We start from the raw sequence: 23,163 nt of genomic DNA on the forward strand, positions 1-23,163 counted from the left end.
CATGGGAAAGCACGTCGTGGTGGGCTCCGGCCAGGTCGGCACGCACCTGGCCGAGAAGCTCCTCGCCCAGGGACACGAGGTCACCGTGGTGACCCGCTCGGGCCGCGGCCCGGCCGGAGCCGTCAAGGTCGCGGCCGACGTCGCCGACAGCGCCCGCCTCATCGAGGCCACCCGGGGCGCGGACGTCCTCTACAACTGCGTGAACCCGCAGTATCACCGCTGGCTCACCGACTGGCCGCCGATGGCCGCCTCGTTCCTGGCCGCCGCCGAGGCGACCGGCGCCGCGTACGTCATGCTCGGCAACCTCTACCCGTACGGTCCCGTCACCGGCCCGATGACCGAGGACCTGCCGCTCGCCTCCACCAGCCCCAAGGCGCGGGTGCGGGCCACGATGTGGGCCGACGCGCTGGCCGCGCACCGGGCGGGCCGGATCCGGGCGACCGAGGTGCGCGCCTCCGACTACTTCGGCCCCGGCGCGACCGACCAGTCCTACCTGGGCGAGCGCTTCCTGCCGGCGCTGCGGGCGGGCCGGACCGTCCAGCTCGTCTTCCCGGCCGACATCCCGCACAGCTGGACGTACCTGCCCGACGTGGCCGACGCGCTGATCGTCGCGGGCGGCGACGAGCGCGCCTGGGGCCGGCCGTGGCACGTGCCGACCGCCGAGCCGCAGAGCTTCCGCCAGATCGGCCGGCGCATGGCCGCGCTGCTCGGCCTGCCCGAGCCCAGGATGACCACGCTGCCGTGGCCGCTGGTGCGCCTGACCGGGCTGTTCTCGCCCATGATCGGCGAGCTCCGGCACACCCGCTACCAGTTCACCGCCCCGTACGAGCTCGACTCCTCGGCCTTCCAGCGGACGTTCGGCGTCGCGCCCACGCCCCTGGACGAGGCGCTGAAGGCTACGCTCGAGGCGTGAAGATTGCCATGATCGGCCTGGGCGACATCGCGGCGAAGGCCTACCTCCCGGTGCTGGCCGCGCAGCCCGGCCTCGACCTCCACCTGTGCACCCGCGACAGCGCGAAGCTGGACCGGCTCGGCGACGCCTACCGGATCGCCGACCGGTCCACCTCCGTCGACGAGGTGATCAAGGCGGGGGTCGACGCGGCGTTCGTGCACGCCGCCACCGCCGCCCACCCGGAGCTGGTCGAGCCGCTGCTCACCGCCGGGGTGCACGTCTACGTGGACAAGCCGATCGCCGACAACCTGGCCGACTGCGAGCGGCTGGCCGCGCTGGCGCGGGCCGAGGGGCGGTCGCTGATGACCGGCTTCAACCGGCGTCACGCCCCCGGCTACACGGGGCTGGCCGAGCTGCCCCGGCACCTGGTGCTGATGCAGAAGAACCGGGAGAACCACCCCGACGTCGTCCGGCGGGCGATCTTCGACGACTTCATCCACGTCGTCGACACGCTCAGGTTCCTGGCCCCCGGCCCGGTCACCGGCACCACCGCCCGCACCCGCGTGCGCGACGGCCTGCTGGAGCACGTCGTGCTGGAGCTGACCGGCGACGGCTTCACCGCCATCGGCGTGATGAACCGGGTGAGCGGCGCCGGCGAGGAGAGCTGCGAGGTCATGGGGGCGGGCGTCAAGCGCCGGGTGGACAACCTCGGCGACGTGACCGACTACGCCGGCGGCGAGATCCGCACCCGGCGGCCCGACTGGGTGCCCGTCGCCCGGCAGCGCGGCATCGAGCAGGTCACGCTGGAGTTCCTGGCCGCCGTCCGCGACGGCCGCGTCCTCTCCGCCGACGACGCGCTCGTCACCCACGCCCTGTGCGAGGAGATCGTCACCGCTTCCTGAGCAGCATCGCCTCGTCGGCCTCGGCCAGCATCCGGGTGAACGACCTGTCGCCGAGGCGGGTGAGCACGGTGAACCCCTTGCGGTCGCGCAGCGGGCTGGAGGACGACACCACGCCCGCGATCGCGCCGCCGTGCAGCGCCGGGCCGCCGCTGCCGCCCGCCGCCGCGTGGCAGTTGCGCGTCACGAGCACGCCCGGCCCCCGAGCCGGACCGTCGGACGTGCCCTCCACCGCGTCGCCCAGGCAGTGGTACATCCGGGTCCCCGGATACCGCTTGCCCGCCGGATAGCCGAGCAGCTCCAGCCCCCGCAACGAGCTGCCCCTGCTGGTCGGCAACGGGCGCAGGCCCGGCCCGGTGACCTCCTCCAGCGCCTGCTGCTCCACCGTCGCCACCCCGACGATCCCCACGTCGTACGGGAGCAGCTTGGCGGAGTAGGGCCGGTCCCGGTAGCGGGCCGGCACCCAGGTGCGCACCGCGGGCCACACGCCCAGCGGCGGGCTGCCCCGGTCGTAGCCCGGCAGGAACGCGAGCTGCTTGAGCGGCCTGCCCTGGTTGTACAGGCAGTGCGCCGCCGTCAGCACCAGGCTCCGGCTCCGGCTGCCGATCACCGATCCGCCGCACATCAGGTGGGTGCCCGTGACGGGATCCCGCCCCACCAGCACCCCCGTCAGCCGCCGCGCTCCGGTGTACGGGCGCGGCACGGGGGCGAAGCCGAGACGGTCACCCCCCGGGGTGAGCACCTTGCGCACCGGGATGCTGCGCTGGGAGACGTCAGCGGCGACGGTGGGGTCGAGCAGGGCCAGAGTAAGCACCAACCTGAGCACCCACCTACTTCTAGCAGCAAACGATCAGCCCGCTGACCTGCGACATCAAGGTTTACTAAGCCATGTACTGGGCGCCCAGCGCACGCAGCCTGGCGTGCGCCGACTCGTACACCGAAGGGGTGCCGAGGTAGGCCTTGGGCAGTTTGGCGACCATCGTGTAGTTGGCGTCGCACACGTTGCCGACCGGCGCCTGCCCGGCCTGGCTGACGAGCTGGTAGGCGTCCAGCTCGTCGAGCCCGGTCAGCGACGACGCCCAGGTGACCAGGTCGTGCTGGCTGATGCGGTAGGCGTCCTCCAGCGGCCGGGCCGAACCGGTCGTCATCAGGTGCAGGTCGTCCTCCAGCCTCGGCCACGGCGTCGCCACGCCCTTGATCAGCTCGACCGCGACCACGGTGTTCATGGCCGCCTCGACGGCGGTGCCGCACACCTCGCCGTGCCCCTGGAGCCCGTGGCCGTCACCGATGGAGAACAGCCCGCCCTCCACGTTGACGCCCAGGTAGACGGTGACGCCCGCGCGCAGCTCCGGCGTGTCCATGTTGCCGCCGTGCGCGTCGGGGACGATCGTCATGCGGGACTCGTTCGCGCCGGGCGCCACGCCCACCGTGCCGTGCATCGGGTCGAGCGGCAGCTCCACCCGGAAGTCGCTGTTGCGCGCCTGGTAGACGGCCACGCCCTTGGCCACGTCCAGGTCGTACCACCAGACCCGCTCCTCCAGCGGCGGCTGGAGCATGGCCGTGGTGTGGGTGCCGGTCAGCGCGCCGAAGTGCGGGAACGTGCTCGACACGGCCCAGTCCCTGGCCGGGGTGATGGACACGAAGTGCAGCGCCAGCGTGTCGCCGGGCTCGGCCCCCTCGACGTGGAAGGGGCCGGTGACCGGGTTGAGGTAGGGGAACTCGCACACCTGTGACGGCAGGTCGTCCACCGACCGGACGCGGCCGGCGAAGCAGTCCTCGGTGAACAGCTCCAGGATCGTGCCGGGCCGCACCTTCCCGACGGGGGCCCGGCCGCCGAAGGTGTAGCTGTACTCCTCGGGGGAGGGGCGGTAAGAGATGACGTTCAAGAGACCTCCGAGGGCAGGACGGGACGGCGGCCCGTCGAGTAGAGAACCAGCGCCACGATCAGCCCGATCCCGAGCCAGACGAACCCGAGCACCTGGGCGGCCACCGAGGCGTTGATGACGACCAGCACCAGCACGGCGAACCCGATCACGGGGACCAGCAGGTGCGCGGCCCAGTTGCGGCTGCGCTGCCGCACGACATAGTGCACCACGACCGCGACGTGCAGAAGCAGGAACGCCGTCATGGCGCCGAAGTTGATGAGCGAGCTGAGCAGCGAGATCGCGTCGGCGTAGAAGCTCAGCCCGACGCCCAGCACCAGCGTGATCAGCGCGACGGAGAAGGTGGCGTTGACGGGCACCTTGTGCTTGGGGTCGACGCGGGCCAGGAACGAGGGGAGCTGCCGGTCGCGGGCCATCGCGAACAGCAGCCGCGAGGTGGCCGCCTGGGCGACGAGCGAGTTGGCGAAGCCCCACGCGATCGCGGTGGCCACCGCGCACAGCACGCCGAGCCAGGCGCCGCCGGCGTACGTGGCGGTGTCGTAGAAGGCGTTGTCGACGTTGGCGCCGGGCGCGAGCAGGGCGGCGCGGTCGGGCACGAGCAGGGCCGCCACCCAGGTCTGCACCACGAACAGCACGGCGGCCAGCGCCAGCGCGGCGACCATGGAGCGGCCCAGGCGCCGGGCGTCCTCGCGGTTCTCCTCGGCGAGCGTGGAGATGCCGTCGAAGCCGAGGAACGACAGCACGGCCACCGAGGCGGCGCCGAAGACCAGCGTCCAGGAGAACGCCGAGGAGTCGAAGACCGGCGTGAGCGCCCCGGCCGTGCCCTTGCCCTGCGCCAGCGCGATGCCGCCGACCACCAGGAAGATCGCCAGGACGACGAGCTCGGCGGCCAGCATGATGCGGGTGATCCGGGCGGTCATCTGGATGCCGAGCCGGTTGATCACGGTGTTGAGCACGATGAAGACGATCAGCCAGGCCCACACCGGCACGGCGGGCACGAAGGAGTGCATCGCGGCGCCGGCGACCATGTAGAGCAGGGTCGGCACGAGCAGGTAGTCCAGCAGGATCACCCAGCCGGCCATGAACCCGACGGGGGCGGCGATGCCGCGGCCCGCGTAGGTGTAGACCGAGCCGGCCATCGGGAACGCCTTGGCCATCTGGGCGTAGGACAGCGCGGTGAACGCCATCGCGACCAGGCCGATGATGTAGGCGAGCGCGACCATGCCGCCGGACGAGGCGAAGACGGTGCCGAAGATGCCGAACGGCGCGATCGGCACCATGAAGATCAGACCGTAGATCATCAGGTCGGCGAACCCGAGGGAGCGCTGGAGCTCCTGCCGGTAGCCGAACTGTTCGATGGTGCTCATGAACGGCTCCTTCAATGTGCTGGGGGTGATGAGCACATTAGAGGGTGAAGCTTTCTATTGAAAAGGTTTCTCTAGAAAGAAATCAAGGCCGTCCGCCCTGCCCAGATGCACCTGACGGCGCACCTGCCGGTTCAGCAGCGTCAGCGGCCCCCGCGCGCTGGTGATCGTGGTGCCGTCGGCCACGGCGTCGACCTCCGGCACCGCCAGCGACCCCGCCCGGGACGCCAGCGCCGCCAGCATCGCCACCGCCTCGTAACAGCCCTGCCCGTGCGCGTTGAGCATCGGCGCCTGCGGCCCGAACCTGGCCGCGTAACGCTCGGCGAAGTCCAGGCTCGCGTCGGTGCCCAGGCCGTTGAAGTAGCCCATCGACGCGTACAGCTCGCCGGTGCCGTCGCCGCCGATGCCGAGCAGCCCGTGCTCCTCCAGCGCCCCGCACAGCCGGGCCGAGCCCAGCCCGCTGGCCGCGTAGGCCCGGTTGAAGTCCACCAGATCGGTGCCGATCAGCGTCAGCAGGATCGCGTCCGGCCGGGTGTCGGCCACCCGGTCGAGCCAGCGCGTCGCCTCCCCGTGACGGACGAACCGCTCGCCCACCACCCGCGCCCCCGCCGCCCGCAGCCGGGCCCGCGCGCTCGCGTGCACCAGCCGGGGCCACACGTAGTCGTTGCCCAGCAGGAACCAGCGCCGCGCCCCCCGCGCCCCCGCCAGCCACTCGATCCCGGGCGCGAGCTGCCTGCCGGGGGTCTCACCCAGGAAGAACACGCCCGGCGCGTGCCCGATCCCCTCGTACGGCGGCGCGTACACGAACGGGGCCCGCCCGCCGATCGCCCGCACCACCGCCACCCGCACGTCACTGGCGTGGGAGCCGGCCACCGCCTGCACGGCGCCCGACCGGACCAGCTCGCCCACCTCGGCGGCGACCACCGGGGCGGCCCGGCCGCCGTCGACCAGCACCAGCTCGACCGGCCTGCCCAGCATCCCGCCCGCGGCGTTGACCTCGCCGGCCGCCATCAGGGCGCAGTTGATCGCGCAGGGCCCCACCAGCCCCAGCACCCCCGACACGGGCACCACGAGCGCGACACGCAGCGCGCCGGAGGGGAGGAGCCGGGCCTCGAGAGGATCGACGATCGCCGCCACCCGACGAGTATCCTCCTGGAAAGCACCCGGGTGAAAGGACCTTGTTCAATGACCGCCACCGGGCTCGGGTCCTCTCTCGCGTACCTCCTCAGCAGCGCCGAGCGGAGCGTCAACCGAGGGCTGGCCGCCGCCCTCGCCGGCGAGGACGTCACCGTCGAGCAGTGGCGCATCCTGCGCGCGCTCGCCGACGGGCGCGGCCACTCGATGGGCGAGCTGGCGGCGGCCGTGCTCATGCCGCACCCGACGCTGACCAAGGCCGTCGACCGGCTGATCGAGCGGGCCCTGGTCTACCGCGGCCCCTCGGCGGGCGACCGGCGCAGAGTGGCCGTGTTCGTCGCCGGCCGGGGCGCCGACCTGCTGGCGCGGGTGGACGGGGCGGTGGCCGAGCACCACCGCCTCATCGCCGACGCCCTCGGCCACGACCGCATGGAGCGGCTGATGAGCGACCTGGAGTCGCTCGTGGCCGAGCTCGACCGCTAACGGGTCACGGGTAGAGGCCGCGCATCTGGTGCGCCTCGGCGACCCGGCCCACGCCGATGACGTGCGCCGCCTGCCGGAGCGTCAGCCCGCGCTCGGCGGCCATCGACTTGACCTCGCCGTAGGCGCTCTCCATCAGGTCCTTGAGCTTGCGGGCGACCTCGCCCTCGCTCCAGGAGAAGGCCTGCATGTTCTGCACCCACTCCAGGTAGGACACGATGACGCCGCCCGCGTTGGCCAGGATGTCCGGCACCACGACGGTGCCGTTGGCGGCCAGGATCTCGTCGGCCTCCGGCGTGGTGGGGCCGTTGGCGCCCTCCACGACCAGCCGGGCGCGCACCCGCGCCGCGTTGGCCTCGGTGATGACGCCCTCGAGCGCCGCCGGGACCAGGATGTCCACGTCGAGCTCGAACAGCTCGTCGTGGCCCAGCGCGTCGGCGTCGCGGTAGCCCAGCACCTGGCCGGTCTCGGCCACGTGCGCGCGCAGGGCGGCGACGTCGAGGCCGCCGGGCGCGTGGACGGCGCCGGTCACGTCGGAGACGGCCACGACCTTGCAGCCGGCGTCCGACAGATACTGCGCGGCGAGCGCGCCGACCTTGCCGAAGCCCTGCACGGCCACCGTCACGCCCTCGGGCGCGTGGCCCAGCGCCGACAGCGCCGCGATCTGGACGCCGCGCGAGGTCGCCCCCGCCCGGCCCAGCGAGCCGCCGAGCTGCATCGGCTTGCCGGTCACCACACCGGGCACCGCGTAGCCGGCGTTGACGCTGTAGGTGTCCATGATCCAGGCCATGGTCTGCTCGTCGGTGCCGACGTCGGGGGCCGGGATGTCCTTCTCCGGGCCGATCATCGGCAGGATCTCGTTGACGTAGCGGCGGGTCAGCCGCTCCAGCTCGCGCGTGGTCAGCGTGCCCGGATCGACGGCGACGCCGCCCTTGGCGCCTCCGTACGGGATGCCGACCAGCGCGCACTTCCACGTCATCCACATGGCCAGCGCGGTGACCTCGTGGATGTCGGTGCCCGGATGAAAGCGGATGCCGCCTTTGGCCGGGCCGCGCGAGACGTTGTGCTGCACCCGGAAGCCCTGGACGACGTCCATGCGGCCGTCCTCGCGCCGGACCGGGACCGAGACGGTCAGCGACCGGCGGGGCGTGGCGAGCATCGTACGGAGCCCGTCGTCGAGCCCGAGGTGCTCGGCCGCCTGGCCGAGCTGGTGGAGAGCGGAATCCAGGGCCTGGCGGCCAGGGGTGGTCTGTGCCGGCGTCTTTGACGGCACCATGACGCTCATGAAGAGGTCCTCCTGTTATGGACGCCCGATGTCTGGGTAAGCGCCGTTGCCTAACCTTTTTGGGCGTACTTGTCGTGATCAGCCTAGAGGGGGTGTCTGGAGTTGCCTAGTGCTCGATATGCGACACTCTGGCAGGCTTGTGGCCCAGAGTGTGCCGAACTGTCGAACCGGGGGGTGTGATGCCCGCACTGGTGGTCGGGCCGATGTTGCGCTACGTCGATTCTGCCAGCGCCTCGATCTTCGTGGAGGCCGAAGCGCCGTGTACGGTCACCGTGGAGGCGGGTGGTCGGCCGTACAAGTCGCCCACCTTCACCGTCCACGGTCACCATTACGCGATCGTCGACATCACTGATATTTCCCAGGATGTCATCACGTATTCCGTGCGACTTGACGGTGACCAGGTGTGGCCGCCGGAAGGGCGGCCGGAGAGCCGGATCCGACGGCTGCCCGAGAGCGGGCCGCGCTCGCTGGCGTTCGGGTCGTGCCGGACGAGCGTGCCGCACGACACCGCGCACGTCCTCACCCACGGTCACGACGTGCTGCGCGCCTACGGCTGCCACCTGGCGCGGGCGGACGAGGAGGAGTGGCCCGACCTGCTCCTGCTCCTCGGCGACCAGGTCTACGCCGACAGCCCGTCGCCCGAGATGCTGGAGTTCATCCGTGCCCGCCGCGACACCGAGCCGCGCGACGAGATCGCCGACTTCGAGGAGTACGCCGAGCTCTACCGCCAGGCGTGGACCGACCCGGAGATCCGCTGGCTGCTGTCCACCGTGCCCACCGCGATGATCTTCGACGACCACGACCTGCGCGACGACTGGAACACCTCCAAGACCTGGCGCGAGGAGATGGCCGCGACGAGCTGGTGGAAGCGCCGGGTGGTGGCCGGGCTGGGGGCGTACTGGGTGTACCAGCACCTGGGCAACCTGTCGCCCGCCGAACGGGCTGCTGACCCGCTTTATCGTGATTTGTCGGGCGCTGATGGCGACGGGGCCGCCGCGCTCGACGCCTTCGCCGCCCTGGCCGACGCCGAGCCGTCCAGCAACCGGTGGAGCTACGCCCGCGACCTCGGCCCGTCCCGGCTCATCATGATCGACACCCGGTGCGCCAGGCAGCTCACGCCCGGCGACCGGCGCATGCTCGACCCGGCCGAACAGGCGTGGCTGGAGGAGCAGGTGTCCGCGCCCGCCGAGCGGCTGATCATCGGCTCGTCCATCCCGTTCCTGCTGCCCGAGGGCGTCCACGGCGTGCAGAACTGGAACGAGGCCCTGTGCGACGGCGCCTGGGGACGCACGGTCGCCCGCCTGTCGGAGCGCTTCCGCCAGGCGGTCGACCTGGAGCACTGGGCGGCGTTCCGGCGCTCGTTCGACGACCTGGCCAGGCTGTTCGCCGGGCTGGGCAAGCCGGTGCTCATCCTCTCGGGCGACGTGCACTACTCCTATGTCGCCAAGGCCCGTAAGGCGCCGGTCTACCAGGTGGTCTGCTCGCCGATCCGCAACCCGCTCAGCCGGCTGCTGCGCTGGGCCAACGTCTTCACCCAGTTCGGCATCGCCACGCTGGTCGGCGGGCTGCTCGCGCGCTCGGCCCGCATCCCGCGCCCGCCGTTCAGGTGGCGGGTGGTGGCCGGGCCGTGGTTCCAGAACGCGCTGGCCACGCTCAAGCTGCCCGAGGCCCGCGCCACCTGGCTCCAGTCGACCGGCGAGGAGGTCAAGGAGCTCGGCACTGTACAACTGGAATGAAAACCATTATCGTCTCGGCGTCATGAATCAGTATGACGTCGCCGTGCCCTTCTACGACCTGTGGCACGAGGACGGCCACGTGCCCGCCGCCCGCGCCGCCCTCCCGCCCGTGCTGGCGCGGGTGCGCGGGCCCGTGCTGGAGATCGGCGCGGGCACCGGCCTGATCACCGAGGTCATCGCCGCCGCCACCGGCGGCGAGATCTTCGCCGTCGAGCCCGCCGCCGGCATGCGCGCCGTGCTCGTCTCCCGCCTCGCCCAGCGGCCCGGCCTGCTGGAGCGCGTCACCGTCCTGCCGTACGGGGCCCTCGACGCGGACGTCGACGAGCCGGTCGGCGCCGTCGTCATGATCGCGGTGCTGCAGGCGTTCGACGCCGCCACGCGCCCGCGGCTCTGGGAGACGCTGGCCCGCCAGCTCCGGCCAGGCGGGCTGCTCGTGTTCGACCGCCGCGAGCCCGCGCCCGCCGTCCCCGGCGAGCCGGAGCTCCTGGGCTCCTACCGCGTCGGCAGGCACCGCTACGAGGTGCACGGTCACCTCCTGGCCGCCGAGGGCGAGCTGACCCGCTGGCGCTTCCGCTACGTGGTCACCCAGCGCGGCGTCGTCATCGGCGAGGACGAGGTCATCAGCGAGAGCCACCGCCCCACCCGCGCCCGCCTCGACGCCGAGCTCACCGCCGCCGGGTTCACCCGCGCCGACGCCCCCGGCGGCCTGGAGGTCTGGCGTTTCGCGAAATAGTCGGTGTTTCGCGAAATAGTCGGAACCGAGGTCCCCCGTGCGGCCAAGAACCAGATGACCGCATGAGAGAGGACCGACGACGTGGTGGGTGTGCAGGAAGTGTCAGAGGCGCTGGACGACTCCGCGCTGATCGGGCGTTCACGCGACGACCCGGAAAGCTTCGCGGCTCTGTTCGACCGGCACGCCGACGAGATCCACCGCTACGCGGCCCGGCGCCTCGGCCCCGAACTGGCCGAGGACGTCACCGGCGAGGTGTTCCTGGTGGCCTTCCGCCGCCGGGCCCGCTACGACCCGGCCTGGCCCGACGCCAGACCCTGGCTGTACGGGATCGCCACCCGGGTCGTCGCCCAGCACCGCAGGGCCGAACGGCGGCGCAACCACGCCCTGGCCAAGGTGAGCCCGGAGCGGCCGGGCACCTTCGACGAGCGCAGCGCCGACCGCGTCACCGCCGAGCAGCTCCAGCCCCGGCTCGCCAAGGCGCTGACCGCGCTCAGCGCCGCCGAGCGCGACCTGCTGCTGCTCGTCGCCTGGGCCGACCTCACCTACGAGGAGGCGGCCCTCGCCCTCGGCGTCCCCGTCGGCACCGTGCGGTCCAGGCTGCACAGGCTCCGCGCCAAGGTGCGCAGGGCACTCGGCGGCAACGACCCCTTCGCAGCAGAGGAGCCCCGGCATGGATGAGGAGTTCAAGGAGTTCGCGGACGGCCGCCCGGCGGTGCCGCCCTACCCGCCCGAGGCCCGCTTCCGGGCCCGCGAGGCGCTGATGCGTGAGGCGCGCGGGGGGAGGAGGCTGCGGCTGCCCAGGTTCGGCTGGCAGGCCGTGGCCGCCTTCGGGGTGACGGTCACCCTGGTCGGGGGCGTGGCCGTGGCCCTGTCCGGGCAGAACGGGCAGTCGCCGGTCGCCGGCAGCTCCGTCACGCGGGCCGCCGCGCAGTTCTTCCCCGAGCTGCGGCCCCGGCCCGGCCAGTTCATCCTGATCGAGTCCGACACCATGTACGCCTCGTTCCAGGCCGGGGAGGACGGCGAGGAGAGCCGCCACCTCTACCGGACGCACCGGAAGATCTACCAGTCGGTGGACGGGAGCGCGGACGGGCTGCTGTACATCGAGGGACGGCCGCCCGAGCCGTGGCCAGGCCGGGAGCTGCCCGCCGTGGCCCACGACTGGAAGGGCTCCGGCTGGAACCGGCTCGCGTCCTGCCCCGGCCGGATGGGGGACCAGCGTGACGACTACGCCTACCTGAGCGGGCTCGACGCGGCTGGCCTGCGCGCACTGATCCGCCGCGACGCGCCGCCCGGCAAGGCCGACGCCGCCCAGCAGGCGTTCGACGCGGCGGGCGAGCTCGTCCGCGAGAGCTACCTGCCCAGGGCGCAGCGCGAGGCGCTGTTCCAGGAGATCAAGGCGATCCCCGGCGTGACGGAGGCCGACGGGGTGGCCGACTCCGCCGGGCGACGCGGCGTCGCCCTCGGGCTGCCCGCCTCGGACGGGACCCTGCGGCAGCTCATCTTCGACCGCGGCACGTACAGCCTCCTCGGCGAGCGGGCCACGGTCGTGGACGCCCGCGCGGCGGAAGCGCCGGAGGGCAGCCTGCTCGCGCACACCGCCCAGCTCAACGTCACCGTCGTCGACCGGCTGCCCGAGGTGGACTCCCCGGACGGGGACGACAGCTGCGAGGGCCCCGCCGAAACCCCGGCCCCGGCCCCGACGGAGGACGTCCCGGCGGCCGAGCCGACCCCCATCCCGTCGGAGTCCCGCCCGGAGGTCCCGGCGGAGGACTTCCCCGTGGACGAGTCGGCGTCCCCCACCCCGGCCGGCCCCATGCCCGCCCCCACCGGCTGACCCCACGGCCCTCTCCGTCTCCTGGGGAGAGGGCCACGGACGGGGGAGAGGCGTCTCCACGGGGCCCCGCCGTGGCAGGACAGGGGACTCCTCCCCGCCGTGACAGGGCGGGGATTCTCCCGCCGTGGCAGGCAGGGGCCCCTTTCCGCCTCCTGGGGGAGAGCCGCCTCGCCCCCGTCACGGCCCGTCTCCTTGGGAGAGGGCCGTGACGGGGGAGGGCGCCTTCACGGGCGGGAGGGCCCCTCATCTCCGCTGGTGGGCAGGGAGGGCGGGTGGGTCAGCGGAAGGAGGCGAGGGCGTCGGCGAGGAGGTCGACGGCCCGGTGGAGGTCCTCCTCGGAGATGACGATCGGCGGCGCGAGCCGGATGGTGGACCCGTGCGTGTCCTTGGCCAGCACGCCCCGCTCCAGCAGGGCCTTGGACACCTCGCGCCCGGTGGCCAGGGACGGGTCGACGTCGACGCCGGCCCAGAGGCCGCGCCCGCGTACGGTCACGACGCCGTCGCCGACGAGCTCGCGCAGCCGGGCGTGCATGATGTCGCCCAGCCGGGCGGCCCGCTCCTGGAACTCGCCGGTGTTGAGCAGGTCGATGACGGCGTTGCCGACGGCGCAGGCGAGCGGGTTGCCGCCGAAGGTGGACCCGTGCTGCCCCGGCTTGATGACGCCGAGCACGTCCTCGTTCGCGGCGATGGCCGAGACGGGGACGACGCCGCCGCCGAGCGCCTTGCCCAGGACGTAGATGTCGGGCACGACGCCTTCGTGGTCGCAGGCGAAGGTCTTGCCGGTGCGCCCGAGCCCGGACTGGATCTCGTCGGCGATCATCAGCACGTTGTTCTCGGTGCAGATCTCGCGCACCTGGGCCAGGTAGCCGTCCGGCGGGACGAGCACGCCGGCCTCGCCCTGGATGGGCTCGACGAGCACGGCGACGGTGTTGGGCCCGATGGCGGACCTGATCGCCTCGGCGGAGCCGTACTTCACCACGGTGAACCCGGGCGTGTACGGGCCGAAGTCGCCGCGCGCGTCGGGGTCGGTGGAGAAGCTGACGATCGTGGTGGTGCGGCCGTGGAAGTTGTCCTCCATCACGATGATGTCGGCCTGCTCGGGCTCGACGCCCTTGACCTGGTAGCCCCACTTGCGGGCGACCTTGATGGCGGTCTCGACGGCTTCGGCGCCGGTGTTCATCGGCAGGATCATGTCCTTGCCGGTGAGGTCGCCCAGCCCGGCGCAGAACCGGGCGAACTGGTCGTGGTAGAAGGCCCGGCTGGTCAGCGTCAGGTTCTTGAGCTGCTCCTGGGCCGCCTCGATGATCTTCTCGTTGCCGTGGCCGAAGTTGAGCGAGGAGTAGCCGGACAGGAAGTCCAGGTACCGCCTGCCTTCGACGTCGGTCACCCATGCCCCGTGCGCCTCGTGGATCACCACGGGCAGCGGGTGATAGTTGTGCGCGCTCCGGCGCTCACTGGCCTCGATGAGGTCCGCGCTGCTGGTCATTCAGTTCTCCCCCCTGATTTCCAGTGTGCAGCACTTGGGGCCGCCACCGGCTTTGCGCAGCTCCGACAGGTCGACCGGGATCACCTCGTAGCCGCGCCGCTTCAGCTCCAGCTGGAGGTCTCCGGCCTCGGCGTTGATGACGACGTTGGTGCCGTCGCTGACCGCGTTGAGGCCGAGGACCTCGGCGTCGGCGGCGGAGGCGAGCACCGCGTCCGGGAACATCCGGCGCAGCACCTGGCGGCTGCCTTCGGAGAAGGCGCCCGGGTAGTAGGCGACGTTGCGCCCGTCGAGCGGGAACAGCGCGGTGTCGAGGTGGTAGAAGCGCGGGTCGACCAGCCGCAGCGTCACCACGGGCCGGCCGAGGAACTCCTGGGCCTCCTGGTGGGCCGCCGGGTCGGTGCGGAAGCCCGTACCGGCCAGGATGACCTCGTCCAGCGTGAGGAAGTCGCCCTCGCCCTCGTTGACCTGCGTGGGCTCCAGCACGGGGTAGCCGCGCTCGGCGAACCAGCGCAGGTAGGCGGGACCCTCGGGGCCGCGCTCGGGGAAGGCGAAGCGCGCCCCGTAGACCCGGCCGCCGGCGACGAGCGCCCCGTTGGCGGCGAAGACCATGTCGGGCAGCCCCTCGATCGGGTCGATGAGGCTGACCTGGTGCCCGAGGCTCTCGTACACCGCTTTGAGGCCTTCCCACTGCCGGATTGCGATGTCGCGGTCGGCGCCCGCCTCGGGGTTCATCCACGGGTTGATCGCGTAGGCGACCGTGAAGTGCTCCGGGCGGCACATGAGGAAGTGTTTGGGCATGCAGGGCTCCGTGTGTTCATGCTGGAATACGCCCTCACCTGGGAGGACGGAGCCACAGCCTAAGAATCGGGAGGCCTGTGGGGAAAGAGGGCGACATTGCGCGTGGGCGGTGTTCTGTTGCGTCTTGTGCCAGGTGAGCGGTGATTCGTTGCGCTGTCACGGCATGGCGGTTCCGGGAGGGCTGTCGACGAGCCTGGAGAGCACGATGGCGCTCTTGGTCCGCACCACGAACGCCTGCGCGGCGATGCGCTCGATCACCCGCTCGACGTGCCTGACGTCGGTCGCCCGGATGTGCAGCAGCGCGTCGGCCTCGCCGGTGATCGTGGCCGCGCCGACCACCTCCGGGAACCGGGAGACGGCCAGCGCGATGTCGGACGGCTTCGTCTTGCCCTGGCAGAACAGCTCCACGTACGCCTCGGTCGTCCAGCCGAGCGCCTGCGGCGCCACCCGGGCGCTGAATCCGGTGATCGCGCCGCTCTCGCGCAGCCGGTCCACCCGCCGTTTGACGGCCGGCGCGCTCAGGCCCACCTGCTGGCCGATCTCGGCGTAGGTCTGGCGGGCGTCGTCCACGAGCGCCGCGATGATGTCACGATCCAGCCGATCCAGTTCCACGCGCTCTGTATATCGCCTGGCCGTGTGGCGCGCGACGATCACCTCCCGGCAGACTGGGCGCCTCTAACACGCTGGAAGGTCACCGGTCATGAGCAGCACGCGCTTTCCCGAGGGTTTCGTCTGGGGCGTCTCCACGTCCGCCTACCAGATCGAGGGCGCCAACGCCGTCGACGGGCGCGGCCCGTCGATCTGGGACTCCTTCTCCGACTCGCGGGACGCCTGCGACCACTATCACCGCTATCCCGAGGACGTGCGGCTGATGAAGGAGCTGGGGCTGGGCGCCTACCGCTTCTCGGTGAGCTGGCCCCGGGTGATGCCCGAGGGGGCGGGCCGGGTGAACGCCGCCGGGCTGGACTTCTACGACAGGCTGGTGGACGAGCTGCTGGCGGCCGGGATCACCCCGTACGTGACGCTCTACCACTGGGACCTGCCCCAGGCGCTGGAGGACCGGGGCGGCTGGCCGGAGCGCGACACGGCGCTGCGCTTCGCCGACTACGCGCGGGTGGTGCACGAGCGGCTGGGCGACCGGGTCGGCACCTGGTTCACGCTGAACGAGCCGTGGGTGGCGGCGTTCCTCGGCTACGGCGCGGGCATCCACGCGCCCGGCAGGAGGTCGGCCGCCGACGCCTTCAGGGCCGCCCACCACCTGCTGCTCGGCCACGGGCTGGCGGCGGACGCGCTGCGCTCGGCGGGCGCCCGGGAGATCGGCGCGGTGCTCAACTTCGGGCCGGTGATGACCCCCGGCCAGGTGATCGGGTCGGCCCGCGAGCTGAGCGGGGAGGACGCCGCCGCGGTCGCCAGGATCGACGAGCTCATGCACGGGCAGTTCCTGGAGCCGCTGACGCGCGGCCGCTACCCGGACCGGGTGGTGGAGCTCGCCGGCACGGACCACGTGCGCGACGGCGACCTGGAGCTCATCTCCGGCCCGCTCGACCTGCTCGGCGTCAACTACTACGCGCCGACCGTCGTGCAGGCCCAGCCCAGCGAGCCCGCCGACCCCGCCTACCCGGGCAGCGACGGCATCCTGTTCTGCACCGTGCCCACCGCCGTGACCGCGATGGGCTGGCCCATCGTGCCCGGCGCGCTCACGCTGCTGCTCGACCGGCTGACCCGCGAGCATCCGGGCCTGGAGCTGATGATCACCGAGAACGGGGCCGACTTCGCCGACACCGTCACCGGCGACGGCATCCGCGACATGGACCGCATCCACTTCATCGAGGAGCACCTGCGCGCACTGCGCACCTCCGTCGAGCGCGGCGCCCGGGTGCGCGGCTACCTCGTCTGGTCGCTGCTCGACAACCACGAGTGGGCCGACGGCTACCAGCGCAAGTTCGGGCTCGTGCACGTCGACTTCGCCACCCAGAAGCGGCGGATGAAGGACAGCGCGCTGTGGTACCGCGACGTGGTGCGCCGCAACGGCCTCGGCGGCGACCGGCCGCGCCGCCCCACGCTGGAGACCGTCGCCGCCCGCGCCGGCGTCTCCCGGGCGACGGTCTCGCGCGTCGTCAACGGCGAGGCGTCGGTCAGCCCGGAGGTCCGCGCCGGCGTGCTGCGCGCCGTCCGCGAGCTCGGCTACGTGCCCAACGCCGCCGCCCGCAGCCTCGTCACGCGCCGCACCGACGCGATCGCGCTGGTCCTGGCCGTGCCCCGGCAGGGCGGCGACGCCCTCACCGCCGCCGTCGTCCAGTACGTCACCAGCGTCCTCGAAGGCGCGGGCAAGCAGGTCACGCTCATGCTCGCCGACACCGCCGAGAGCCACCGGCGCATCCTGGAGCGGGTGGAGACCGGGCTGCTCGACGGCGTGGTGCTGCTGCCGCCCGACGGCCCCGACCCGCTGGCCGAGCGGCTGGCCCGCACCGGCACGCCCGTCGTGCTGCTCGGCAAGCCCGCCGTCGCCTCGCTCGTCCCGTACGTGGACGTCGACAACGCGGGCGGCGCCGCGGCGGCGACCGAGCACCTGCTGCGCCAGGGCCGCCGCCGCATCGGCGTCATCTGCGGCCCCACCGACCTGGTGGCCGTCCAGGACCGCCTGACCGGCCACCGCGAGGCCCTGGAACGCGCCGGGCTGCGCCCGCACCTCGCGCTCGCCGGTCACACCCGCGAGTCGGGCGCAGAGGCGCTCACCCGGCTGCTCGCCGAGGACGACCGCCTCGACGCCGTCTTCGCGACCGGTGACCAGCTCGCGATCGGCGCGCTGCGCGCCGCCGCCGAGGCCGGCCGCCGGGTGCCCGCCGACCTGGCGGTCGTCGGCTTCGACGACATCGACGCCGCCTCCGCCACCACCCCGCCCCTCAGCACCGTACGGACTCCCGTGACGGACCAGGCGATGGCCCTGGCCCGGCTGCTGCTGTCACGGCTGGAGGGCAGGCACGCCGGCTCGGTGGTGCTCCCGGCCCGCCTGGTGGTGCGCGGCTCCAGCGCCTGACCGGCCGGGCCGCCCCAGTGGAGGGGAGGCCCGATGGAGGGGAGGCCCGGGGGCGGTCAGCTGGTGGAGAAGGTGAACCAGTTGACGTTGACGAAGTCGGCCGGCTGGCCGCTGGCGAACGTCAGGTAGACGGTGTGGGTGCCGGTGACGGGTGAGATGTTGGCCGGGACCGTGCGCCAGCTCTGCCAGCCGCCGGTGTTGCCGATCGCGAAGTCGCCGATCGGCGGGGCCGTCGGGCTGCCGAGCCGCACCTGGACCAGGCCGCTCACGCCGGCTCCGGCCCCGGACGCGACGCGCGCCTTGAACTGGCGGGCCGCCGTGGCGCCGAAGTTCACCCCGTCGAAGCGGAGCCAGTCGCCGTTGGCGATGGCGCCCACGTTCTGGCCGCCGCCCGCGTCGGTGGTGGCCTCGACCATCGTCCCGGACTGCGCCTGGTAGCGCTCGGCCTGGATGGTGGAGCGGGCGTCGACGCCGCCGGGCGAGGTCGGGGTGATCGTCGGCGACGGCTCGGTGGTGCCGCCGCTCTGCCACACCGCCACGTAGTCGACGACCATCGGCCGTCCCGGCACGGTGGCCGCGGTCGGCGTGCCGAACCCGGCCACGCCGTTGGGGAAGCCGCCGCCCATCGCCACGTTGAGCAGCAGGAAGTAGCCGGCGTGCCCGGTCATGTTGTTCCACGTGGTGGCGTCGAACTGGGACTGGCTCACGCTGTGGAACTGCTGGCCGTCCACGTACCAGCGGAGCTGGTTGGGGGTGACGCTGCGGTCCCACTCGAAGCGGTAGGTGTGGAAGGCCGACTGGCACGACGAGCCGGGGCAGACGCGGCTGGCGCCGAGGCCGTTGTTCTCGTTGCACGGCCCGCCGGGGCTGACGCCGCAGTGGAGCACGGCCCACACGGAGTTGACGCCGTTGACGTTCTCCATGATGTCGAACTCGCCGATGCCGGGCCAGTTCCAGTAGTTGCCCCGGTAGGGGGAGCCGAGCGCCCAGAACGCCGGCCAGTAGCCGAGGGCGGCGTCGCCGGTGACGTTCGGCATCTGGATGCGGCCCTCGATGCGCAGGACGCGCCCGGCGGCGGGCTTGAAGTCGGCCTTCCTGGTCTCGATGCGGGCTGACGTCCACTCGCCGGAGGAGCTGCGCAGCGGGGTGATGCGCAGGTTGCCGGAGCCGTCGAGGGCCAGGTTGGAGGGGCTGGAGGTGTAGTTCTGGATCTCGCCGGTGCCCCAGTTGGCGGGGCCGCCGGGGTAGGCGTGTCCGGTGTCGATCTGCCAGTTGGCGGAGGAGGGCGGGGAGCCGGAGGGGCCGTTGAAGTCGTCGGACCAGACCAGCGACCAGCCGGACGGGGTGGGCGGCACGGCGGCGGAGGCGCTCACCGCCACGTGCACGAGCAGGCCGCTGACCAGCGTCAGCGCCGCGGCGACGGCCGCGAGCCGGCGGCGGCCGGGGGATCGGAGGGTACGTAACGTCATTCGCTGCTCCCGGGGGGTGCGGAGGCAAACCGGAGAGAGCGCTCTCTCGATTAGCTGAACACACCTGTTAACCCGCTGTCAACAGTCCGTCCCGGCCTCCGATCGCCGGGACCGTTCCGATGGGAGAGCGCTCTCACTCGCAGGCGCCCGGACATGCCGAAGGGCCGGTCGCGACGGCGACCGGCCCTTCGTGCGCGAGCGTGCGGCTCAGCCCTTCTCGGCCTCACCCGTGGCCTGCTCCATGGCCTCCTCGGGAGAGGCCTCCAGGTCCTGCTCCGCCTCGGCGCCGGCCTGGGCGGACGCCTTGTCCAGGCGCACCCAGCTCGTCACGCTCTCCACGGCGAACAGCACGAACAGGTAGGCGGTCAGCACCGCCAGCACCGGCGTCAGCCAGTCGAAGGCGGCGCCCACACCGATGATGAGCAGCCGCAGCTCCCAGCCGAGCCCGGCGTGGAACACCCAGGCGGGCGGCCAGATCGACTGCCTGGTCCGGTAGACGGTGTCGTAGGTGTGGTAGCCGACCACGTACACGAGCACGAACAGCAGCCACTTCGGCGCGTCGGCGGTCAGCCCGACGACGATCAGCGTGAGGAACTCGGCGCCGCGCAGCAGCGGCGGCGTCAGCCAGTCGAAGCGGCCCAGGTGGTGGCGCGGCGCGGTCGGCAGCACCAGCAGCACCATGATCAGCGGCGGGACCAGCAGCATCGGCCCCTTCTCCAGCAGCCCGCCGGCGGTGACGGCGATGACGGCCAGCAGGGCGGCGAGCGTGGCGGGGACCGGCGGCAGACCCTTGCCGAGCTTGCCCGCGAGCGCGTGGACGAGCGGCCCGTCGTCACGGTAGGCGAGCAGCCGGGCGGTCTGGACGCGGCGGCGTTCCTCGTCCGGGTCGGGTGCGGGGGTGGCGGCGGCCTGCGGGTGGGTGATCATGCGAGCGACCTCATGAGGCGTCCGGTCAGGGTGTAGGCGGCGGCGACGGTGCCCCAGATCACCAGCGTGAGGAAGGTAATGCGGGCGTCGAAGAGGGCGGCGGTGATCGCGATGGCCGCGAACCGCTCGCCGATGGGGAACACGATCATCTTACGGGCCCAGTGGACGGCGCGGTACTTGCCGGCCTTGGTCCACATCTTGAGCAGCCCGCGGATGCCCTGGCTGCGCTCGACCTTGCGGCGCTCCAGCGCCTGGCGCAGGGCCCGGTCGTCGGGCGCGTCGAGCGGCAGCGTCGGGAGCTGCGCGGGCGCCTTGGCGCGCCGGTTGGCGATGCCGAAGGAGAAGTCGAGCAGATGGCGCACGGACTGCAGGCCGATCGCCGCCAGCGCGAAGATCCAGATCGTGTCGTCGCCGTGACCGGCCACGACCCAGCCGATCGCCAGGCCGGCGAAGACCACGTACTCCTTGAACCGGTCGAACGTGGCGTCGAGCCACGCCCCGAGCACGCCGAACTTGCGGGCGTAGCGGGCGACCTGGCCGTCGACGCAGTCGAAGACGAACGCGAAGTAGATCAAAATGCCGCCCGCGACCATGCCGACCCGGTCGCCGGTGGCGAAGCAGGCGGCGGCGGCCACGCCGAGCGCGATCGAGATGAGCGTGACCTGGTTGGGCGTCAGCCCGCGCCGGGCCGCCCAGCGGGCGATGAAGCGGGAGTAGGTGGAGACGAAGTAGGTGGTGAAGAAGCCGTCGGCGCCCTTGACGGCGTTGTCGAGCCTGGCCCGGTCCTCGTCCATGCCGATGATCTCGGAGCCGGCCTCGTTGGCCTCCTCCTGGGTGGTGACGCGGCGGTAGAACAGGTCGCGGCGGCCGCGGATGCCGACCGAGACGCCGTTGCGCACCAGGCCGAACGCGATGATCTGCACCAGGTCGTCGTCGGGGCCGAAGGCGTCGGCCATGTCGGCGAGCCGGCGGCAGGTCTCCGCGAGCACCGGCGCGTTGCGCGCGCTGATGTGGACCGGGCCGAGCAGCACGGCGTTGGGCCGGGTCACCTTGTGGGTGGCGGTGCCGATCGACACCACCCGCGACTTGCCGATGCGGGAGCGAACCGGGAGCCCTTCGACCCGGTTCATGCCGATCTCTGGCTCTGCCTCCTCGATCGGAACGGCCTCGGCCGTCTCCTCCTGTCCCGCGCCGGGGTCCTCGTCGGAGTCCTCCCCGGCCGCCGGGCGCGGCTCCTTGGCGACGAGCACCAGCGCGCCGCGCTTGGACTTGGTGATCTGGTAGATCAGCTCGTCGTGGACGACCGAGTTTTCCGGGATGATGAACAGGCTTTCCGTCGCCGACTCGGCGACCTCGGCCAGTGCGCGCAGGGCGGCGGCCACGTCGCCTGACGCGATCGTGGCGGGCCGCGGGTCCATGGTGCGAAGCTGGCTGTGCAGCCGCTCGGAGACGGTGGGATTGCCGGGTAGCGCGGCGAGCCTCAGGCCGGTCGGAGCGGTGTCGGGGCCGGGCGAAGAGCCCAGCAGGACCACGCGGGTCATGACTCCCTTTCGAGGCGGTTTCGGGGGGTTGAACATCGGGCAATGCGGGACAGGCGTCAAAGTGTAGTAAGGGTTCCTGAGCAACGCGTCACCGCCGCACGGCCGGAGCACGAAGTGCCGACGCTTTCCCGGCCATAAGATGAGCGAGTGAGTCTCTACCGTGACGAGGGCGTGGTCCTGCGCACGCAAAAGCTCGGCGAAGCCGATCGCATCGTCACAATCCTGGCCAAGCGCACCGGCAAGATCCGGGCCGTGGCCAAGGGGGTGCGCCGCACCACCTCGCGCTTCGGCGCAAGGCTCGAGCCGTTCACCCACGTCGATCTGCAACTCCACACCGGACGCACCCTCGACGTGGTCACCCAGGCCGAGACCATCAGACCTTACGGCGAGACGCTGGCGGCCGACTACCCCCGCTACACCGCCGGCACCGCGATGCTGGAGACCGCCGACCGGCTCACCCACGGCGAGAAGGAGCCGGCGCTGCGCCAGTTCCTGCTGCTGGTGGGCGGGCTGCGCACACTGGCCGACGGCGACCACGAGGCCAGGCTGGTGCTCGACGCCTACTTCCTGCGCTCGCTGGCCGTCGCCGGCTACGCGCCCGCGCTGGAGGCGTGCGCCAAGTGCCGGGCCCCGGCCGTCAGGGCGTTCGCCATCGTGGCGGGCGGCGTGGTGTGCGGGGCGTGCCGCCCGGCCGGCTCGGCCGTGCCCGCCGGGGAGACGATCGGGCTCATGACGGCGCTGCTGCGGGGCGACTGGGTCTCCGCCGACGCCTCGGAGCCGCGCCACCGCACCGAGTGCAGCGGCCTGGTGGCGGCCTACCTGCAATGGCACCTGGAGCACGGCATCCGCTCGCTGCGCCACGTAGAAAGGGAACCCGCGTGAATCCCCGCCCGCCGTCGCCGCACCCGTCCGGTGCGACGCCGCCGCCGATCCCGCGCGACCTGGTGCCCCGGCACGTCGCCATCGTCATGGACGGCAACGGCCGCTGGGCCAAGGCCCGCGGCCTGCCGCGCACCGAGGGGCACAAGGCGGGGGAGGCGTCGCTGTTCGACGTCATCGAGGGCGCCCTGGAGCTCGGCGTCCCCTACCTGAGCGCGTACGCCTTCTCCACGGAGAACTGGAAGCGCTCGCCCGACGAGGTGCGCTTCCTCATGGGCTTCAACCGCGACGTGATCCGGCGCCGCCGCGACGAGCTCAACGCGATGGGCGTGCGGGTGCGCTGGGCGGGCCGGCCGGGCCGGCTGTGGAAGAGCGTGATCTCCGAGCTGCAGACCGCCGAGGCGATGACCGAGCACAACCGGGCGCTGACGTTGCAGTTCTGCGTCAACTACGGCGGCCAGGCCGAGATCGTCGAGGCGGCGGTCAAGCTGGCCGAGGACATCGCCGCCGGCCGCGTCAGGGCCTCGAAGGTCAACGAGAAGGTCTTCGCCCGCTACCTCGACGAGCCGGAGATCCCGCCGGTCGACCTGTTCGTCCGCTCGTCGGGGGAGCAGCGCTTCTCCAACTTCCTGCTGTGGCAGTCGGCCTACGCCGAGATGGTGTTCCTGGACCGGCTCTGGCCCGACTTCGACCGGCGCGACCTGTGGGAGGCGTGCGAAATCTACGCCAAGCGCGACCGCCGCTACGGCGGGGCGGTGCCCAACCAGGTCTGAGCGCGCCCTGACG

At 72.4% G+C, this 23,163-nt stretch carries 21 protein-coding genes; 10 read left to right on the forward strand and 11 right to left on the reverse strand.

The window, feature by feature from the left end:
- The first annotated feature begins 1 nt into the window (after position 1).
- Together ACWDXC_RS16595 and ACWDXC_RS16600 are read left to right on the forward strand one after the other, a co-directional pair.
- Positions 2–913 (forward strand): NAD-dependent epimerase/dehydratase family protein, encoded by a 912-nt coding sequence (locus ACWDXC_RS16595; RefSeq protein WP_449982381.1) that lies wholly within the window; start codon positions 2–4, stop codon positions 911–913.
- The gene (locus ACWDXC_RS16600; RefSeq protein ID WP_357585115.1) at positions 910–1,794 is read left to right on the forward strand and encodes a Gfo/Idh/MocA family protein; all 885 of its coding nucleotides are present in this window, start codon (positions 910–912) and stop codon (positions 1,792–1,794) included. The genes ACWDXC_RS16595 and ACWDXC_RS16600 overlap by 4 nt, the downstream gene beginning before the upstream one ends.
- Here the strand turns inward: ACWDXC_RS16600 and ACWDXC_RS16605 are convergent.
- Genes ACWDXC_RS16605 through ACWDXC_RS16620 form a run of 4 tightly spaced genes read right to left on the reverse strand, consistent with a single transcriptional unit; the run spans position 1,781 to position 6,175 of the window.
- Complete coding sequence (locus ACWDXC_RS16605) at positions 1,781–2,617, reverse strand: trypsin-like serine peptidase (protein ID WP_357585113.1); 837 nt, start codon at positions 2,615–2,617, stop codon at positions 1,781–1,783. The two genes, ACWDXC_RS16600 and ACWDXC_RS16605, sit on opposite strands and share 14 nt — an antisense overlap.
- 55 nt (positions 2,618–2,672) lie before the next feature.
- Positions 2,673–3,677: an acetamidase/formamidase family protein gene (locus ACWDXC_RS16610; protein WP_449982386.1), complete on the reverse strand. Its 1,005-nt coding sequence runs from the start codon at positions 3,675–3,677 to the stop codon at positions 2,673–2,675.
- Positions 3,674–5,041: an APC family permease gene (locus tag ACWDXC_RS16615; protein ID WP_449982389.1), complete on the reverse strand. Its 1,368-nt coding sequence runs from the start codon at positions 5,039–5,041 to the stop codon at positions 3,674–3,676. Before ACWDXC_RS16615 ends, ACWDXC_RS16610 begins: the two co-directional genes overlap by 4 nt.
- Positions 5,042–5,095: 54 nt before the next feature.
- Positions 5,096–6,175: a substrate-binding domain-containing protein gene (locus tag ACWDXC_RS16620; protein ID WP_449982392.1), complete on the reverse strand. Its 1,080-nt coding sequence runs from the start codon at positions 6,173–6,175 to the stop codon at positions 5,096–5,098.
- Positions 6,176–6,223: 48 nt separating this feature from the next.
- On the opposite strand from ACWDXC_RS16620, the gene ACWDXC_RS16625 reads away from it, so the two are divergent.
- A complete protein-coding gene (locus ACWDXC_RS16625; RefSeq protein WP_357585111.1) occupies positions 6,224–6,655 on the forward strand; it encodes a MarR family winged helix-turn-helix transcriptional regulator in 432 nt (143 codons plus the stop codon).
- 4 nt (positions 6,656–6,659) lie between these two features.
- On the opposite strand, the gene ACWDXC_RS16630 is transcribed toward ACWDXC_RS16625, so the two are convergent.
- Complete coding sequence (locus tag ACWDXC_RS16630; protein WP_219507561.1) at positions 6,660–7,937, reverse strand: Glu/Leu/Phe/Val family dehydrogenase; 1,278 nt, start codon at positions 7,935–7,937, stop codon at positions 6,660–6,662.
- A gap of 179 nt (positions 7,938–8,116) precedes the next feature.
- On the opposite strand from ACWDXC_RS16630, the gene ACWDXC_RS16635 reads away from it, so the two are divergent.
- The 4 genes from ACWDXC_RS16635 to ACWDXC_RS16650 all read left to right on the forward strand — a co-directional run bounded on the left by ACWDXC_RS16635 (position 8,117) and on the right by ACWDXC_RS16650 (position 12,240).
- The gene (locus tag ACWDXC_RS16635) at positions 8,117–9,673 is read left to right on the forward strand and encodes an alkaline phosphatase D family protein (protein WP_219507562.1); all 1,557 of its coding nucleotides are present in this window, start codon (positions 8,117–8,119) and stop codon (positions 9,671–9,673) included.
- A 22-nt stretch (positions 9,674–9,695) separates the two neighbouring features.
- Positions 9,696–10,406 (forward strand): SAM-dependent methyltransferase, encoded by a 711-nt coding sequence (locus ACWDXC_RS16640; RefSeq protein WP_449982395.1) that lies wholly within the window; start codon positions 9,696–9,698, stop codon positions 10,404–10,406.
- Positions 10,407–10,496: 90 nt separating this feature from the next.
- Positions 10,497–11,084, forward strand: a complete 588-nt coding sequence (locus ACWDXC_RS16645; protein ID WP_219507565.1) for an RNA polymerase sigma factor — start codon at positions 10,497–10,499, stop codon at positions 11,082–11,084.
- The gene (locus tag ACWDXC_RS16650) at positions 11,077–12,240 is read left to right on the forward strand and encodes a CU044_5270 family protein (protein ID WP_449982398.1); all 1,164 of its coding nucleotides are present in this window, start codon (positions 11,077–11,079) and stop codon (positions 12,238–12,240) included. The genes ACWDXC_RS16645 and ACWDXC_RS16650 overlap by 8 nt, the downstream gene beginning before the upstream one ends.
- A 277-nt stretch (positions 12,241–12,517) precedes the next feature.
- Here ACWDXC_RS16650 and rocD read toward each other — a convergent pair whose 3' ends face one another.
- The 3 genes from rocD to ACWDXC_RS16665 form a co-directional block, all read right to left on the reverse strand.
- Positions 12,518–13,726, reverse strand: a complete 1,209-nt coding sequence (gene rocD, locus ACWDXC_RS16655) for an ornithine--oxo-acid transaminase (protein ID WP_357585103.1) — start codon at positions 13,724–13,726, stop codon at positions 12,518–12,520.
- Positions 13,727–14,524: a dimethylargininase gene (gene ddaH / locus ACWDXC_RS16660; RefSeq protein WP_219507571.1), complete on the reverse strand. Its 798-nt coding sequence runs from the start codon at positions 14,522–14,524 to the stop codon at positions 13,727–13,729.
- A gap of 156 nt (positions 14,525–14,680) precedes the next feature.
- Positions 14,681–15,136: an Lrp/AsnC family transcriptional regulator gene (locus ACWDXC_RS16665; protein WP_219507572.1), complete on the reverse strand. Its 456-nt coding sequence runs from the start codon at positions 15,134–15,136 to the stop codon at positions 14,681–14,683.
- Positions 15,137–15,224: 88 nt separating this feature from the next.
- On the opposite strand from ACWDXC_RS16665, the gene ACWDXC_RS16670 reads away from it, so the two are divergent.
- A complete protein-coding gene (locus ACWDXC_RS16670; protein ID WP_449982401.1) occupies positions 15,225–17,561 on the forward strand; it encodes a GH1 family beta-glucosidase in 2,337 nt (778 codons plus the stop codon).
- Between the two features lie 56 nt (positions 17,562–17,617).
- Here ACWDXC_RS16670 and ACWDXC_RS16675 read toward each other — a convergent pair whose 3' ends face one another.
- The 3 genes from ACWDXC_RS16675 to ACWDXC_RS16685 all read right to left on the reverse strand — a co-directional run bounded on the left by ACWDXC_RS16675 (position 17,618) and on the right by ACWDXC_RS16685 (position 21,498).
- Complete coding sequence (locus ACWDXC_RS16675; RefSeq protein WP_357585099.1) at positions 17,618–19,030, reverse strand: glycoside hydrolase family 16 protein; 1,413 nt, start codon at positions 19,028–19,030, stop codon at positions 17,618–17,620.
- Between the two features lie 207 nt (positions 19,031–19,237).
- Complete coding sequence (locus tag ACWDXC_RS16680; protein WP_449982403.1) at positions 19,238–19,957, reverse strand: DUF5941 domain-containing protein; 720 nt, start codon at positions 19,955–19,957, stop codon at positions 19,238–19,240.
- The gene (locus ACWDXC_RS16685) at positions 19,954–21,498 is read right to left on the reverse strand and encodes a CDP-alcohol phosphatidyltransferase family protein (RefSeq protein ID WP_449982406.1); all 1,545 of its coding nucleotides are present in this window, start codon (positions 21,496–21,498) and stop codon (positions 19,954–19,956) included. The genes ACWDXC_RS16680 and ACWDXC_RS16685 overlap by 4 nt, the downstream gene beginning before the upstream one ends.
- A gap of 147 nt (positions 21,499–21,645) precedes the next feature.
- Here ACWDXC_RS16685 and recO point away from each other — a divergent pair, with 147 nt between their 5' ends.
- Entirely contained in the window at positions 21,646–22,380 is a 735-nt protein-coding gene (gene recO / locus ACWDXC_RS16690; RefSeq protein WP_219507581.1) for a DNA repair protein RecO, read from the forward strand.
- Positions 22,377–23,150 (forward strand): isoprenyl transferase, encoded by a 774-nt coding sequence (locus ACWDXC_RS16695; protein ID WP_219507583.1) that lies wholly within the window; start codon positions 22,377–22,379, stop codon positions 23,148–23,150. The genes recO and ACWDXC_RS16695 overlap by 4 nt, the downstream gene beginning before the upstream one ends.
- The last annotated feature ends 13 nt before the right edge of the window (positions 23,151–23,163 follow it).

The organism is Nonomuraea sp. NPDC003214, from assembly GCF_053590035.1.